Below are 15,498 nucleotides of genomic sequence, written 5' to 3' on the forward strand. Positions count from 1 at the left end.
TTCCTCCTCCGGTCACGCGCGGACGGCCCGCTGGGCGATCTGGCTGTCCGGCACGATCCCGAGGTCGACGCGCACCTCGTCGATCTCGCCGGTCAGGTACTGGGCGGGGGCACCGCGCAGGGTGCCGCGGCCGATCGAGAGCCCGCCGGTCGCCGGCCACAGGGTGACGCCGTCCCGGCTGCCGGCCAGTTCCCCGTTCACGTACAGGCGGAGCTGCCCGGCGGCGTGGTCGTACACGCCGGTCAGGTGCGTCCACTCCCCCAGCACGGCCGGCGCGCGGGAGCGGGCGTGGGTGAACTCGGCGGCGTCCGCGTCCTGGCTCCACGCCCCGAACGCCCAGGTGTCCAGCTCCGGGCGGTACTGGAGGGCGAAGCCACTCATCCGGGTGCCGTCCTGGGCCACCACCGTCTGCACCGCCGGCTCGTACGTCAGCCGGACCCACGCCGACACGGTGAAGCTGGTGGACAGCGGCACCACCACCGGGCGCTCGCTGGTCGCGGCGGCCGAGTCGGCGAGCGCCAGCGCCTTGCCCACCGCCCCGTCCACGTACGAGACGGTGCCGGTGGCGGCCGTCGGGTTGGCCCGCCACGACGAGTCGCGCACGGTCTGGTCGTCGAACGTCCAGTTGCCGAGCATGGTCGGCGCGGTGTCGGCGTACACCTGGCTCATCTCGCCGTCGCGCAGCGCCGTGCCGAAGGCGCGCACGTCGTCGACGCCGCCGGAGAAGTGCAGGTCGTCGCTGCCGCCCCAGCGGCCCAGCGCGACGGTCAACGGTCCGCTGGCGGCCCAGGCCGTCACACCGGTCTGGGCGGCCGACAGGCGACCGTTGACGTACAGCCGGAGCTGCCCGACGCCTGCGTCGTGGACCAGCCCGAGGTGGGTCCACTGTCCGGGCCAGACGCGCTCGGTCGACAGGGCGGTGACCAGCGTCGGTGTGGCCGAGTCCCCGCTGCTCGTGGCCGCCGCCCACCGGCCGCCCGCCTCCTGGTAGAGGTAGAACGGGCTGGCCTGGGTGCCGGACTGGGCGAGGATCACCCGGTTGGCGGTGATGCTGTCGGTGGCCGCGTACACCCAGGCCGAGATCGAGTAGCTGCCGGTGGTGTCCAGCACCGGCCCGGCGGTCCGCGCGTGTCCGGTCGCCCCGTCGAACCGGCCGGCCGCGCTGATCCGGCCGCCGGTCCAGTCCGCCCCGCCGCTCATGGTGGCGGTCAACGCCCGGCCGGAGGAGTCCGCGACGGTGGTGCCGCTGTTCTCGTCGAAGCGCCACCGGCCCGCCCCGGCGGTGGGCAGCGCGCAGGGCTTCGGGTCCGCGATGGTGCCGCACTGCACCGGGTACGAGTGGTAGAGGTTGCCGATCCGTCCGTCGTCCAGCCCGCCGCTGTACAGCCGCACGTCGTCGACCATGCCCGGGAAGTACTGGCCGGCGGCGCCGGTGGCGTCCCGGCCCCGGCCGATCTGCAGCCCGCCTGTGGTGGTCCACGACTGGCTGAGGGTGCCGTCACCCTTGCGGGTGCCGTTGACGTAGAGCCACAGCTTCCCGGTGGTCCGCTCGTAGACCCCGGCCAGGTGCACCCAGGTGTCGAAGTCCGACGGCCGGACCGGGACGGCCGCCTTGGTGATCCGGCCGTCGGGTTCCGGCATCTCGAACACCCAGACGCCCTCGACGTGCTGGTCGCGGTCACGCCAGTGCCCGAGCCGGAACTTGCTGGCCCCGCCGGTGGCGCCGTCCAGGCTCACCGCGACCAGCTTGCACTCGGTCTGGTCGGCGCCGATCGGGCAGGTGCTGTCCAGGTGCACCCAGGCGGCGACGGTGAAGTCGGCGTCGGCGCGGATGTCGACGCCGCCGGTGGCGAGTCGGCCGTCGGTGCCGTCGAGTCGGACGGCGTTGCCCAGCCGACCCGGTACCCGGGTGACCCCGCCGGCCGCGTTGGCGGTGTGCCGGCCCACGGCGTCGGCGGCCTGGCTGCCGCTGCCCTCGTCGAGCCGCCAGTTGTGGGCGAGGGTCAGGTCACGGCCGGCCATCGCCCGGATCTCCTCGGCGAACAGCGTCCGGCCGTAGACGGCGACGTCGTCGACCGCGCCGACGAACCGGTTCAGCCGGGTGCCGTTCCCCAGGCCGGCCCCGATCTGCATCCCACCGGCGGCGTGGTCCCAGGTCTGGTGGTGCGCCTTCGTGCCGGCCCGGACCCCGTTGACGTAGAGGGAGAGCTGTCGGGCCGGGGCGTCGTACACCCCGACCAGGTGCGTCCAGACGCCCGCCTGGACCGCCGTGCCGTCCACCCGGTCCACGACACCGCCACCGGCGTCGGCGCTCGGCATCGAGAACGACCAGCGACCCGCCGGGATCGCCTGGAGTTGGACGGCGCTGACCTGGTTGCCGTCCTGGGACACCACGGTCGCGGTGCCGCCGACCTGGTCCAGCTTCGCCCACGCGGCCACCGAGAAGCTCTGCCGGACGTCGACGGTGTGCGGCAGGCCGACGTGGTCGTCGCCGCTGAGCCGGAGCGCCAGGTCGGTCGGGTCCGGGGCGTCGCTCTGTCCGCCCGTCCAGGCCGGGGTGCCGGTCAGGACACCGGCCGGGCCACCCGTGACCGGGTCGGCGTTGCCGTCCAGCCGCCACTCGCCGAGCGCCACGTCGTCGCGGCTGACCACCGCCTGGATCTCGGTGGTGCTCAACGCCCGGCTGTAGGCCCGGACCTCGTCCACCCAGCCCGTCCAGTACGCCCCCGGCGTACCGTCGCGGCCCCGTCCGAGCGTCAGCGCGCCGGTGGCGTCGAACCCGCCGGTCCGGTTCGCGGAGCCCACGAGCACGCCGTCGACGTACAGCCGGATGACCGGCGGATCGGTGGTGACGGCAGGATCGGGGTCGGGGTCGTACACGGCGGCCAGGTGCGTGGGGGTGCCGGTCTGCCCGGCGGACTGCACCAGCGGGTCGGTCGGACGTTGGCCGTCGGGCGCGTCCGCCGACGGCGTACGGAACTCCCAGACACCGCCGGAGGCGAGGCTCCGGTAGCCGAGGGAGAAGCCGCTGACCGCCGTGCCGTCCTGGGACACCGCGGTGGCGGCCTGCCCGACCGGCGGGGCCTGCTCCAGCCGGACCCAGGTGGCGACCGTGAAGGCCTGGTCGGTGTGGACGGCGGGGCCGGTGGTGGCGGCGTGGCCGTCGCCGCTCAGGTGCAGCGCGCCACCGACCGCGCCGCCGTCGGGCAGGCCGTCGCCGTCCCCGTCACCGGTGAACGCGGCGTCGCCGTGCAACGCGACCATCTCGCCGCCGGCCGCCTCGTTCCGGCCGGTCGTGCCGGACAGCTCGTCGAGCTTCCAGTGGCCGGCGCGCACGTCGTCGGTGCCGACCGCGGCCCGCACCTCCTCGGCGGTCACCACCCGGTCGTAGACCCGCACCTCGTCGAGCAGACCCGGCCAGTGGTCCACGCCGGGACTGCCGTTCCACATCGTGCGGCCGATCTGGATCCGGCCGGCGGCGTTGAAGTCGGGCACCGTCCGGGCGGCGGTGCCGGCGAGCACCCCGTCGACGTACAGCCGCAGGACCCGCTGGCCGGCGTCGTAGACCCCCGCCAGGTGCGTCCACGCCCCGGTCCGCGCCGGCTGCGCCGAGGTCGCCAGGTCGGTGCCCTGGTAGCTGGCGTCCGATCTCGGCATCCCGAACGCCCAGTGGCCGCCGTTCTCCGGCCGGTACCAGAGCACGAAGCCGGCGAAGTTGGTGCCGCTCTGGCTCACCGCGGCCCGCGCGGCGCCGGCGCTGTCCAGCCTGACCCACGCCGAGACGGAGAAGCTGGCGTCGGTGCGGACCGCGTTCTCCGGCGTCACGTACGTGGTCGCGCCGTCGAACCGGGCCGCCTGGCCGACCGCGCCGGGCGCGTACGTCACGCCGCCCACCACCACGCCGTCGCGGTCACCGAGGAACGCGGTGTCCTCGGCGTTGCCGTCCAGGGACCACTGGGCCAGCGGCCCGCTGCCGGCCCGGACGTAGAAGTGATGCTGCTGGGTGGGGCTGGGGTGCCCGGCCCGGTCGACGCTGCGTACGAACAGGTCCCGGGGGCCGTCCCCGGGCGGGACGAGGTCCAGGGTGGCCGTGCCGCCCAGCGCGTTGGCGGCGACCTTGTTGGTGGGTGGGTCCGTCCACCCCCACAGGTAGTGGTCGACGTCGTTGACGCCGTTGTCGTTGACGCCGCCGGACTCGAGGACGAACCGGCCCGGCACGTTCACCCCGCCGTGCCAGCGGTTGTCCGCCGGGTACAGCACGGCCCGCACCACGGGTTTCACCGTCGGCGCGTTCCGGTCGATGACGAACCGGGTGCCGTGTGCCCAGTCGCCGCCGTGCCCGACGGTGTCCTCCGCCTTCACCGCCCACTCGACGGCCTTGCCGTGCCGGCCGTCGGTGCCGACGGTGTACGAGTGCACCTCGCCGGAGTTCCGGAAGGCGCTCCGCGACTGGTACACGGTGCCGCCGACGTTCACGTTCCACAGCGACTGCATCTGGTCGCCGTCCTGGTCGACCAGCTTGGCCATCAGCCGCACGTTGTCGTCGCCGACGTACCGCACGCCGCCGCACCACTGGCAGGGCGCCGCCAGCGGCGGGTCGGTCCCCAGGTTGGTCGGCACGTCCGGCACCCGGTTGAAGTTGACCGTGAGCTTGGCGTTGTTGTCGTACTTGCGCCACGCCAACTGGTCGTTCTCGTCGGCGGCCCGGACCTGGAAGGTGGTGGTGCCGCCCCGGTTGACCAGCCCGGCCACCCCGATGCCGACCTCCTTGTATCCCGCGCAGCCGGTGTACACGGCGGGTGCGGTGAAGTCGACCGCCGTGCCGGTCTGGCCGGGCTGGTTGTTCCAGGTGGTACCGGAGTTGATCGCGGCAGGGGCCAGGTACACCCGGTGGGTACGGGTGCCGCAGCTCGGGCTGAGCACGGCGGTGAGCCGCAGGTCGGCCGAGACCACCAGCCGACCGGCGAGGAAGCTGGTGTCGAAGTGCCAGTAGGTGCGGGCGACGCCGATGCCGTTGCAGGTGCCGTCCTCGTAGCACCGGCCGACCTGCGCCCACGGCGGGCTTCCGCTGCTGTTCCAGTACGCCGTCCCCGGGTTGCCGGAGAGCACCGACGTCCAGGACTGCTTGTCGGCGGTGTGCCAGAGCGGGTCGATGGTGACCGGGTACCGGGTGGCCCGGTCGGCCAGCAACGACCGGTCCGGCCGCAGCACCAGCGCGCCCCGCTCGACCGCGACGCCCACCGTGGCCTCGCGGCGGGGTGCGCCGGCGTCCCACATCTGGGACACCGGGGCGGCGAGGCGCACGGTTCCCCCGCCGTCCCGGGCCTCCAGGCCACCGGCCCGGGTCGTCCGCACGGTCACCCCCGTGGTCCGCAGACCCAGCCGTACGGTCCGCAGCTTCGGATTCGCCGCCGCCGTCCGGTCCCGGACCACCAGGTACTGGGCGTACCCGTCGGCCTCGGCGCGCAGTTGCAGGTCGACGCCGGGCAGGACCTCGGGGTACGTCGCGGTGTCCCCGGCCAGCGTCGGCGTCGGCAGCGCTCCGGGCCAGGACAGCTCGATCCGGCGCTTGGGGTCGCCGTACCGGACCATCTGCCCGCCCTTGCCACCGCCGGAGAACGACAGCGGCACGGTCGCCGCCTTCGGGCCGACCCTGCCGTCCGGGCGGCGCACCAGCGTCGTGTCGACGGTGGCCCAGCGGCCGTCCGGCAGCTTCGCCCGGACCGGCCGGGCGGTCACCTCGGCGGTCATCGTGCCGTCCGGCTCGGCGTAGACCGCCCGGGTCGGGCTGCGTAGTTCCACCGCCTCCACCCGGCTACGCTGCGCGCGCGCCAGCCGCAGTGCCGTGCCCTGGTCCGGAGCCTCCGCCACCCGTACGGGACCGGCCGCGCCCGCCGGGCCGGGCCGCTGCCCGCCCACCATGCCGGGCGTCACCGCCATCAGCACCACCGCTGCCACGGCTGACACCATCCGCCACGCCCGGCCTGCCCGGCCCCCCGTGGTCCGCCCCATGTCGCGTCCTCTCCTGCCGGGCCGAAGCCGGACACCCGTCGGCTCGGCTCTACTTCTCTCGCCCTCGCGGTCGGATCGAACGGTTCCGTCCACGTCGAACCGGTGGCCTCCGCCGTCCCGGCATCCGGCGGCCGGGGCCCCCGACGGCACGACTGCTGTCGATGCCTCACGGAACCTAGGCCGTCCCGCCGCCGCCCCGCACGAGCCGGCCTCGATCGTGTCCGAAACCGTGCGGAACGGGTCCGGATTCCTGTCGTCACCGGGCTCCGGTCGCCCGGTCGACTCCACGGCATCGACGGTGGCCTGTCGTAGACTGGCGGCATGGACCGGTCTGACCAGCCTGAACAGCCGTCCGAACAGTCCTCCGCCTTCCCGTCCGGACAGCCGGGACAGTCACCCGAGCCGTCGTCCGCGGCTTCGTCCGGGCCGCCGTCCAAGCAGCCGGGGCAGTCGCCAGAGCCGTCGCCCGGGCCGAGAGCCTGGGCCGTGCTGGCCGACGAACGTCTGCCCGGGTTCCGCCGGCTGCCGCCGAAGCAGCGTGCCGTCTACGCGACCGTCGCCGCCGTCGTCGTGGTGGTCGGCGTGCTGCTCGCCTACTACACCAACCTGCTCCTGGACCGGTCGACGGCCGCCGACCGGGCGCGCTCGGACAAGCAGGCCGAGCAGGCGGTCGACCGCGAGCAACCCGCGTTCGTGTCCACCGTCACCCCCCTCGACGACCAGTACCTGCCCGACGCCGTCGCCGTGCTGCTCGACCGGCCGCTGACCGAGGACGAGCAGGCCACCCTGACCGCCATGAGGGGCGAGGCGCCGCAGGTGTGGGCGTTCCTGGAACCGCTGGGCGGCCGGATCGTCGAGCACGCGTCCTATGTAGCGCCGTTCGAGGACGGCAACGAACGTCGCGGCGATGCCCAGACGTTCGACCTGAACCTGAACAGCGACCGCGCCGCCGGACTCACCATCAACAGCATGACCGCGGTGAAGGACTCGTGCCGTCCACCAACCGCGCAGACCGTCGTCAACATCCCCCCGGCCGGCGCCGAGTCCCGGCAGGGCCTGCTGTGGGACCTGACCGGTGGGCCGACGGACCGGCCGCGCGGCCCGTACGTCCTGGACGAGGGCGAGTCGCAGGGCCAGTTGTACTTCCGCCGCAACGTCGTCGAACTGGGCAACGGTCAGTCGAACATGGCCTTCCGGATCCAGCCCGAGGTGTCCACCCACACCTGCGACTGGCACATCGTCGCCTCGTACACCGACACGACCGGCTCGCACGAGCAACGCATCCCGAGCGGCACCGACACGTTCACCACCGAGGCGATTCCACGGCAGCCCGTCCAGTACTTCGAGCGTATTCCCGGCACCGGGTGGGCCTGCCTCGGTGAGGTGGACCAGCAGCGTTGCCCGGCCACCGGTTCCCTGATCCGCAATCCACCGCAGGGCGACTAGGTCGACCGATCGGATCGGTGGGCGGCTCCGCCCGGTAGACCGATCGATCTTGTGCAATATCAAAGTTCGTGGATATCATGCCGGCGTCAGGAACATCGGACCCGGGCGGAGGTCGGTCGGATGGCAACCGCAGGGGCACCGGTGACCCATCGGTCGGTCGACGGCTCCCGTTTCCGGCTCGACGGGTCCCTCGATCTCAGCGCGCCGGTCACGTCCGTGGCCGACGTGACGATCAACGGCCGGCTGCACGAGTTCACCGCCGGCTCGACCGGGCTCGCGGACGACGTGGTCCGGGCACTCGGCGTCGACCGGTTCGACGAGGAACTCACCTACCAGGGCGGTACGCTGCTGACCGCGCGGACCCGCCCCTACGACCCGCAGATCAAGCTGACCGAGGACCGGCTCGTGGCGGTCTGGCGCGGTCGCCGGCACTCCTTCTTCACCGAACTGTACGGCGCGACGAGCGCCCATCTCCTCGGGGTGCTGCGGACCCTGCGCGTCGAGGAGCACGACGACGGCCTCGCGCTGCTTCCGACCTCTGTAGGCGGCGCGAAGTTCGCCGCACCGGCCACCGTGCTCAAGGAGGTTCCCGGGCTCGGTCTGCTGGAGATGGCCCCGCTCACCAGGGAGCGTGCGGAACGGTTGCCGTCCTGGCGGGGCCTGCGCACCCAGGCCGGCGAGCTCTACCGGGACGCCCTCTCCGACGGGAAGCCCTACTTCGTGCTGGCCACGGCGGACACCTGGCTCAGCCTGGTGCCGCTCGCCGACACCGACCTGGAGCAGGTGCCCACGCTGGTGGACCGGCTCCGGGTCCAGACGGTCCGGTAGGTCGCCGATGTCCGTACTGCTGGCCAGCGTGGCGACGTACACCGTGGTGTTCACCCTGCTGGTCGCCGTCGCCGAGCATTTGTCGCAGCCGGCCGCGCTCGGCCGGGCGTTGGCCGCGCACCGGGTGCTCCCGGCGCCGGCCACGGTCGCCGTCCTCGTCGTCGCGGCCGAAGGGGTGCTCGCCGGCGCCGGGATCGTGGCGCTGCGCGGGGGTGGCGGCAGCGGCCTGCGCGTCGCCGTCCTGCTCGGCGGCACCGCGCTGTTCGGCCTGTACGCCGGCTACGGCCTGCACCTCCGGTCGACCGGCCGGGGTGGCCCGTGCGGGTGCTCCCGGCTGGAACTGCCGATGACCGGATGGGTGGTGGCGCGGGCCGCGATCCTGGCCGGCCTGGCACTGGTCGGCCTGTCCCGGTCCGGCGCGGTCGTCGGGTGGGGACAGGCCGACACCTCCCTCGCCGTCGTGCTGCTGGCCGCCGCCACGTTCACCACGCTGCTGTGGCACCTGCCGTCCGCGATGTACCAACCCCGGGCGGTCAGCCGACCCACGGGCGTGACCGAAGGAGGCCGACTCGGATGAGCTTCCAGACCAGCGCGCTGATCCTGAGCTGGATCGCGATCCTCCTGCTGGCTCTCGTGGTGTCCGGCCTGGTACGCCAGGTGCACGCGCTGTCGAGCGGGATGGTCCAGCGGCCTCCCGAGGCGGTCGGCCTGCCGGCGGGCGCGACGGCGCCAGGGTTCGCCCGGCTGGCGCCGACGCCGCTGGCGGTTCCGCTGGTGCTGCTCTTCCTGGATCCCGACTGCGGGACCTGCGGCGAGGTGCTGGCCGAGGCGGCGGGGCGGGTCAGCCGTGGCGGCCCGGAGTTCCGGGCCCTCTACCGGGACAGCGCGTCGCCGCGGGCCGCCGGACTGCCGATCACGGTGCTCGACGGGCAGGCGGAGCTGTTCGAGCGGTACGACGTCCTCGCCACCCCGTTCGCCACCGTGGTCGACCCGGCCGGCCGGGTGCTCCGCGCCGAGCCGATCGGATCCCGCGCGGCACTGCGCCGCCTGATCGACAGCCTGGACAGCCCACCACCCGGCGGCTCCGGACCGGCCGTCGCGACGAGCCATCACGGAGGCCGGGCATGACCACTCTCGACGCCGTTCCCGCCCTGCGCGGGGTCGACCCGGGGACCGGAGCCGCGGTCCGGCGCCCGCCGGTGCGGACCGGCAGCCGCGCCCGGTCCGCCTGGACGCTGTCCCGACGCGCCGTGCTGCGGGCCGGCACCGCGGTGGGCATGGCCGCGCTCAGCGTCTTCCCGGCGGCCCGGCGGGCGTACGCCGACGGTTACACGATCTACGCTGGGTGCCCCAGCTACGCCAGCGACCACAACTGCTCGCCGGGCTGCGGCCCGAGCCCGATCTTCGCCGACTCCTGCAACACCAGCGGGACCTACCTCGGGTTCCACAAGAACGACGGGGTCACCTGGATCCTGCGGCCGAACGAGTGCTACGCCGGGACGTACGACGGTTGGCTGTGGCGCTACCAGGGGGCGTGCGGCGCCTGCGCGTGCTCGGTCGAGCGCCGTTGCCACGACGGGTACCGCAAGACCAGTTCGGGCTGGGTGCGGTCGATCTGCCGGTGGAACACCGACTGCGGCTGTCTGACCTCGTACGCCTGGCCCACCGTCCGACGGGGTGCCACCGGGGCCAACGTCTACACCATCCAGCACCTGCTGACCGCGCGCGGCCACACGACCACTGCCGACGGGATCTTCGGCAGCGACACCGAGACGAAGGTGAAGAGCTTCCAGACGACGGCCGGTCTCGCGGCCACCGGTGTCGTCGACGCCACCACCTGGCCGGCCCTCGTGATCACGGTCCGCTCCGGGGACAACAGCCACGCCGTCCGGGGTGCCCAGCGCCAACTGAACAAGCACGCCTACGGGCTGTCGGTCGACGGGGTCTTCGGCCCGGCGACCGACAGCGCGGTGCGGGACTTCCAGCGGCAGAACGGGCTCACCGCCGACGGCATCGTCGGGGCGAACACCTGGCGGACCCTGACCGGCGCTCCGACGTGACCGGTCAGCGACCGACGACGGTACGCCCCGGCCGGGCCGCCCGTCGCCGGGTGACCGATCCGCTCGTGCCCTTCCTGCTGCTCGCCGTCGGCGTCCTCGGCGCGGCCGGAGCCGGGCACGTGCTCACCTGGGCGGTGATCGGCGCGCTCACCGGCTACACGCTCTCCGGCTCCGTTTGAACGCACAACAGCGCGTACGCGCTGGCCTCGCCCGGGTGGCGGGATCGAGACCGACAGGGCGTCCTGCTCGCCCTGTTCAGCACGGGACTGGTCGCCGGCGGTCTGCTCAGCGGACTGGTGCTGGGGCTGCTCTCCGGGCTGTCCGCACCCCTGCCCCCGCCGGCGCGGTACGCGGGCATCGTGGCGGTGGCGATGCTGGGCCTGTTCCGCGAACTGGGCCTCGTGCCGGTCCGGCTGCCACAGAACGCCCGGCAGGTGCCGCAGGACGTCCTGCAACGCAACCCGCGACGCGGGGCACTGCAGTTCGGCTTCGAACTCGGCACCGGCGTCCGCACCTACGTCTCCGCAAGCGCGCCGTACGTGCTGGCCGCCGCGCTCCTCCTCGCCGGTCAGCACCTGACCGTGGCGGTGCTCGCCGGGGTCGGCTTCGGCGTCGGGCGTGCGCTCACCCCGCTGACCCGCCGCGCCGCCGGCTCGGGCGACCGGTGGGACGCGGACCTCCGGGCCCGGCTGCGGACGATCACCGTCAGCGGCTGTGCCGTGCTGGTGGTCGCCTTCGCCCTGCTGGCCGTCCGCGTGTGGTAGCCGGCCCGGCCATGCACAACAGGGAGCCGGTGTCGTGGTCGCCCGACCCGAATTGCCGACAGGCGAACATTCCGGTGGCCGCTCCCGCCGTTCTGCCGGTGCCGGGCCGGCACGAGCACCCTGGCGCGTTGACAGGCTCCAAGCCGATCCCAATTATCGACTGTCATGAATTCACTTGGAGCGCATCGGCGGCGACTGGCCGCCCTGGGCCCGCGTCGGGAGGGCGCATGAGACGCCCCACCGCCTTTCTGCTCGCGCTGGTCATGGCGCTGCTGACGCTGGTCGTGCCGGCCGGACCCGCCCAGGCCGACGCCTGGTCCGGCCCACAGACGACGATCGTCAACCGCAACGGCCGCAAGGTGATCCGACTGTGCGACCAGGGCGGCGCCTGCCGCACGACCACGCCGTTCTTCATGGCCCTGAACTCGCAGAGCCAGCCGGTCAACAACGGCGACTGGCGGTACGTCGACTACCAGGCCCAGTTGGCGGCGGCGAACACCGCCGCGGCGGACATGAACGTCGCGCCCATGCTCCAGGTGCACCTGGCGAGCACCAGTGACGCGTTCATCGACCAGTTGGCCGGCCGACTCAACCAGCTCAACCCCCGGCCGTACCTGATGGTCCGCTTCTACCTCCAGGACGGGCCGCCCGGCGCCGAGCCGATGCGGATGCAGGACCTGCAGGGCACGGTGCGCGACGACACCAATGGCGCGGGCCATCCGTGGACGCTCGACGAGGCGTGGCTGGCCTACCAGGAGCAGCAGATCACCCGGGTGCTGACCCGGATGGACGCCCAGTACCCCGGCCGGGTGATGGCTGTGATGATCAAGTACGCGAACGGCGGCGAGTGGTTCTACCGGCCGTACGGATGGAACGACACCACCGGCAAGATGCTGGAGTGGGGTGACCCGAACCTCTGCGCCACCGGCACCGACGGCGTACGCGCCTGCGGGCTGCACCCCTGGACCAACGACGCCGGCACGCGGCCCGGCCCGCGCGGGCGCCACTCGTTCCACCTGGGCGACTACGCCAGCAGCACGCAGGCCGGCTTCTGCTCGTGGAGCGGGCTCCCGGCGAGCCTGGTGCCGGGTTGCCGGGCGGCGACGACGACCGAGCGCAACAACGCCGTACCCGGTGGATCGCCGCCGCTCTCCGGTGCGTCGCGCGGCACCGTGCTGGACCCGGCGGACCTGAACTCGCTGCGGGCCGCCAAGTACCACCAGTACCTGTCGTCGCGTAACGTCGCGGCGATCAACCGGCTGCTGGCGAAGGCCAAGCAGGTGACCGGGAACCGCGTGCTGACCGGCGTCTTCTACGGCTACCTCTACGGTCTGGCCGCCGAACTGCCGGTCAGCGGGCACAACGACCTCACCACGTTGGTCGACAGCCCGTACGTGGATCTCGTCAGCGCCCCCTACTCCTACGGCAACGGTCGTCACCTGGGCTACGGCTTCGTCCCGCAGGGACCACCGGACAGCATGCGGCTGACGAACAAGCTGTGGATGGACGAGGACGACACCCGTACCCTCTTCGCCCGTCCCTGCCCCACGCCGCCCGGCTTCCAGACCGCCACGAACCTCTGGGACAGCATCCGCCTGCTGCGCCGCAACCTGGCCACCACCGCGATCGGCGGCCGGGCCCAGTACTTCCTGGACCTGCAGGGCTGTGGCTGGTTCGGCGACCCGGACCGGGCCGACGAGTCGCAGACCCTGTGGGCGAACCTCCAGTCGGTGTTCCGGGCCATCGACAAGATCCAGCACGGCGGTGCGAACGCCTACCAACCGCAGGTCGCGGTCTTCGTGGACGACGTGTCCCCCAACCACCAGCCCGGCCTCACCCCGGCCGGCGAGCACACCTACAGCTACGCCGTCGACCAGCTACCCAACCTGGTGGACGACCTGACCCGGCTCGGCACCCCGGTACGGCACTACCTGCTCAGCGACCTGACCAAGGGCAACCTGGACCTGAGCGCGATCAAGCTCGCCATCCTGCCCAACGCGTACGTGGTCTCCTCGACCCTCCGCTCGGCGATCAACACGAAGCTGAAGACGCCCGGACGCACCGTCCTGTCCCAGTACGCCGCCGGGTACGTGCAGGACAACCAGGCCGCCTCGACCGCGTCGATGACCGCGCTCACCGGCATCACCGTGGCGAGGGGCAACGGGACGCCCGCGCTGAGCCAGAACTACTCCTTCGTCGGGCAGAGCGGTGGCCCGGCGTACCCGCTGACGCCCTGGTTCACCGTCACCGATCCGGGCGCGACGACCCTGGGCAGCTACCAGGTCGGCGGGGTGTCGCTGGCCCGCAAGGTGATCCCGGTCGCGGGTGGCAGCTACACGTCCGTCTACGCTGCCGCGCCCAAACTGCCGCTGGCCGCGCTGCGCCGGATCAGCGAGGACGCCGGTGTGCACCACTTCGCGCCGGCCGGCGACACGGTGGAGGCGGCCGGCAACATGCTGATGGTGCACGCGGGCAGCAGCGGCACGAAGACCGTACGGCTGCCGCAGAGCATGCCCCGGGTCTACGAGACCGCCCTGTACCCGAGTGACGTCGAGATGTGCCGCAACTGCACGCAACTGGCGAACCTGCCGTTCAACCAGGGCGACACGCGGGTGTTCCGCTGGACCTCGCCGCCCCGGGGCAACTTCGAGCTGCTCACCGGCGCCACCGTTGAGGGCTGGGCGGCCGACCTGGACCAGCCCGCCACCTCCTCGGCGGTGGCCGTGTACCGGGGCGGACCGGCGGGCGTGGGCACATACCTGGGCGACTTCCCGACCGCGACCAACCGCCCGGACGTGAACGCCTACTTCGGCATCACCGGCGTGCACGGCTTCCGGTTCACGCTCGCCGGCTGCTCACCGGGCACCCAGATCCACGTCTACGCCCTCGACCCGGAGGGCGGCAACGGCGACGGCAGCACCTACCTGGGAGCCCGTTCCTGCACCTGACACCGGACGCTGACCCGCAGGCGGTGCACGGCGCCGGCATCGTGCACCGCCTGGCACAATCGCCGCCATGGACGCTCCCGATCTCGTGCTGGTGCTGCGTTACCGCAAGGCGGTGACGTACGGGTTCCACGTCCTGCTCGGGGCGTTGGAGGAACACCCGACCAGCACCCGGTACGAGGTCCGGTTCGGCGAGACCCCGGAGGCGACGGCGACCCACGTCCGGGCCGCCCTCGGCACCGGGGCGGGGCGGGTGCTGGTGCTCTGGTCGTTCTACTCGCCGGACGCCGAGGCGCTGGCCGAGGAGCTGGCGCTGATCCGTGGGCTGGTCGACGCCCCGAACGTGGCGCACGTCGCGGGCGGGGTGCACGCCACCGCCGAGCCCGGGCAGACCCTGGACGCCGGATGGGACGTCGCCGCGGTCGGGGAGGGCGAGACGACGCTGCTGCGCCTGGTGGACGCGGCCGGCGACCCGACCGGGATCCCCGGCCTCGCGTACCGTGACCCCGCCGGGGCGGTCGTCCGGACCCGGCGCCCGGAGCGCCGGCCGCTCGACGAGTTCCGGGGCTTCTCGCTGCGGTGGAACCGGTTCAACGCGTTGGAGATCACGCGGGGTTGCGTTTTCTCCTGCCGGTTCTGCCAGACCCCGTTCATGTTCTCCGCCAAGTTCCGGCACCGCAGTGTGGCGAACGTCCGCTGGCACGTCGACGCGATGCGCGAGCGCGGGCTGCGGGACGTCCGGTTCATCACCCCGACCGCGCTGTCGTACGGGAGTCAGACGGACGAGCCGAACCTCGACGCGGTCGAGGAGCTGCTCGCCTCCTGTCGGGAGGGGATCGGCCCGAACGGACGGGTCTTCTTCGGCTCCTTCCCCAGCGAGATCCGCCCCGAGCACCTCACCCGGGACGCGCTGCGGCTGGTCCGGAAGTACTGCGCCAACACCAACATCATCGTGGGCGCGCAGTCCGGCTCGGACCGGATCCTGGACGCCGCCAAGCGTGGGCACGGCGTCGAGGAGGTGCGACGGGCGGTACGCCTCGGCGTCGAGGAGGGCTTCGGGATCAACGTCGACATGATCTTCGGCATGCCCGGCGAGGACCAGGCCGACGTGACGGCGTCCCTGCGGTTGGCCCAGGAGTTGGCCGACCTCGGGGCCCGGATCCACGCGCACACCTTCATGCCGTTGCCCGGCACTCCCTGGCGGGAGGCGCCACCGGGGGACGTCGCTCCGGAGACCATCCGGGAGGTGGACCGGCTCTCCCAGCGCGGCGCCCTGTACGGCCACTGGCAGAAGCAGCGGGACCACGCGGCCCGGCTGGCCGCGGCCGCCAACGCGCACCCCCGGCCCGGCCGCAGCCGCACCATCCTGCCCGTCGTGGACCGATAACGAGCCCGACGCACGGTGCGGGGTCCGGCCCCGTAGGGAGCCGGACCCCGGGCGGA

The 15,498-nt window shown here is 73.1% G+C and carries 10 protein-coding genes; 9 read left to right on the plus strand and 1 reads right to left on the minus strand.

Annotated features, from left to right (window positions below; genetic code table 11):
- Window positions 1–12: 12 nt before the first annotated feature.
- Window positions 13–5,958, minus strand: a complete 5,946-nt coding sequence (locus GA0074692_RS11580) for a LamG-like jellyroll fold domain-containing protein (protein WP_141725244.1) — start codon at window positions 5,956–5,958, stop codon at window positions 13–15.
- A gap of 540 nt (window positions 5,959–6,498) precedes the next feature.
- Between GA0074692_RS11580 and GA0074692_RS11585 the strand changes: the two genes are divergently transcribed.
- From GA0074692_RS11585 to GA0074692_RS11625, 9 genes are all read left to right on the plus strand, one after another.
- A complete protein-coding gene (locus GA0074692_RS11585) occupies window positions 6,499–7,458 on the plus strand; it encodes a hypothetical protein (protein ID WP_091643175.1) in 960 nt (319 codons plus the stop codon).
- A 141-nt stretch (window positions 7,459–7,599) separates the two neighbouring features.
- Complete coding sequence (locus GA0074692_RS11590; protein WP_218106631.1) at window positions 7,600–8,286, plus strand: hypothetical protein; 687 nt, start codon at window positions 7,600–7,602, stop codon at window positions 8,284–8,286.
- A gap of 7 nt (window positions 8,287–8,293) precedes the next feature.
- The gene (locus GA0074692_RS11595; RefSeq protein ID WP_091643182.1) at window positions 8,294–8,863 is read left to right on the plus strand and encodes a MauE/DoxX family redox-associated membrane protein; all 570 of its coding nucleotides are present in this window, start codon (window positions 8,294–8,296) and stop codon (window positions 8,861–8,863) included.
- Window positions 8,860–9,414 carry a hypothetical protein gene (locus tag GA0074692_RS11600; RefSeq protein ID WP_176738412.1) on the plus strand — a complete coding sequence of 185 codons (555 nt, stop codon included), beginning with the start codon at window positions 8,860–8,862 and terminating at the stop codon, window positions 9,412–9,414. The genes GA0074692_RS11595 and GA0074692_RS11600 overlap by 4 nt, the downstream gene beginning before the upstream one ends.
- A complete protein-coding gene (locus GA0074692_RS11605) occupies window positions 9,411–10,346 on the plus strand; it encodes a peptidoglycan-binding domain-containing protein (RefSeq protein WP_091643185.1) in 936 nt (311 codons plus the stop codon). Before GA0074692_RS11600 ends, GA0074692_RS11605 begins: the two co-directional genes overlap by 4 nt.
- A 50-nt stretch (window positions 10,347–10,396) precedes the next feature.
- A complete protein-coding gene (locus GA0074692_RS36485; protein WP_281198896.1) occupies window positions 10,397–10,525 on the plus strand; it encodes a hypothetical protein in 129 nt (42 codons plus the stop codon).
- A 117-nt stretch (window positions 10,526–10,642) separates the two neighbouring features.
- Window positions 10,643–11,110: a hypothetical protein gene (locus GA0074692_RS11615; protein WP_218106632.1), complete on the plus strand. Its 468-nt coding sequence runs from the start codon at window positions 10,643–10,645 to the stop codon at window positions 11,108–11,110.
- A gap of 227 nt (window positions 11,111–11,337) precedes the next feature.
- Window positions 11,338–14,058 (plus strand): hypothetical protein, encoded by a 2,721-nt coding sequence (locus GA0074692_RS11620; protein ID WP_091643191.1) that lies wholly within the window; start codon window positions 11,338–11,340, stop codon window positions 14,056–14,058.
- Between the two features lie 67 nt (window positions 14,059–14,125).
- A complete protein-coding gene (locus GA0074692_RS11625; RefSeq protein WP_091643194.1) occupies window positions 14,126–15,442 on the plus strand; it encodes a TIGR04013 family B12-binding domain/radical SAM domain-containing protein in 1,317 nt (438 codons plus the stop codon).
- The last annotated feature ends 56 nt before the right edge of the window (window positions 15,443–15,498 follow it).

This window comes from Micromonospora pallida (assembly GCF_900090325.1).
Lineage (GTDB): Bacteria > Actinomycetota > Actinomycetes > Mycobacteriales > Micromonosporaceae > Micromonospora > Micromonospora pallida.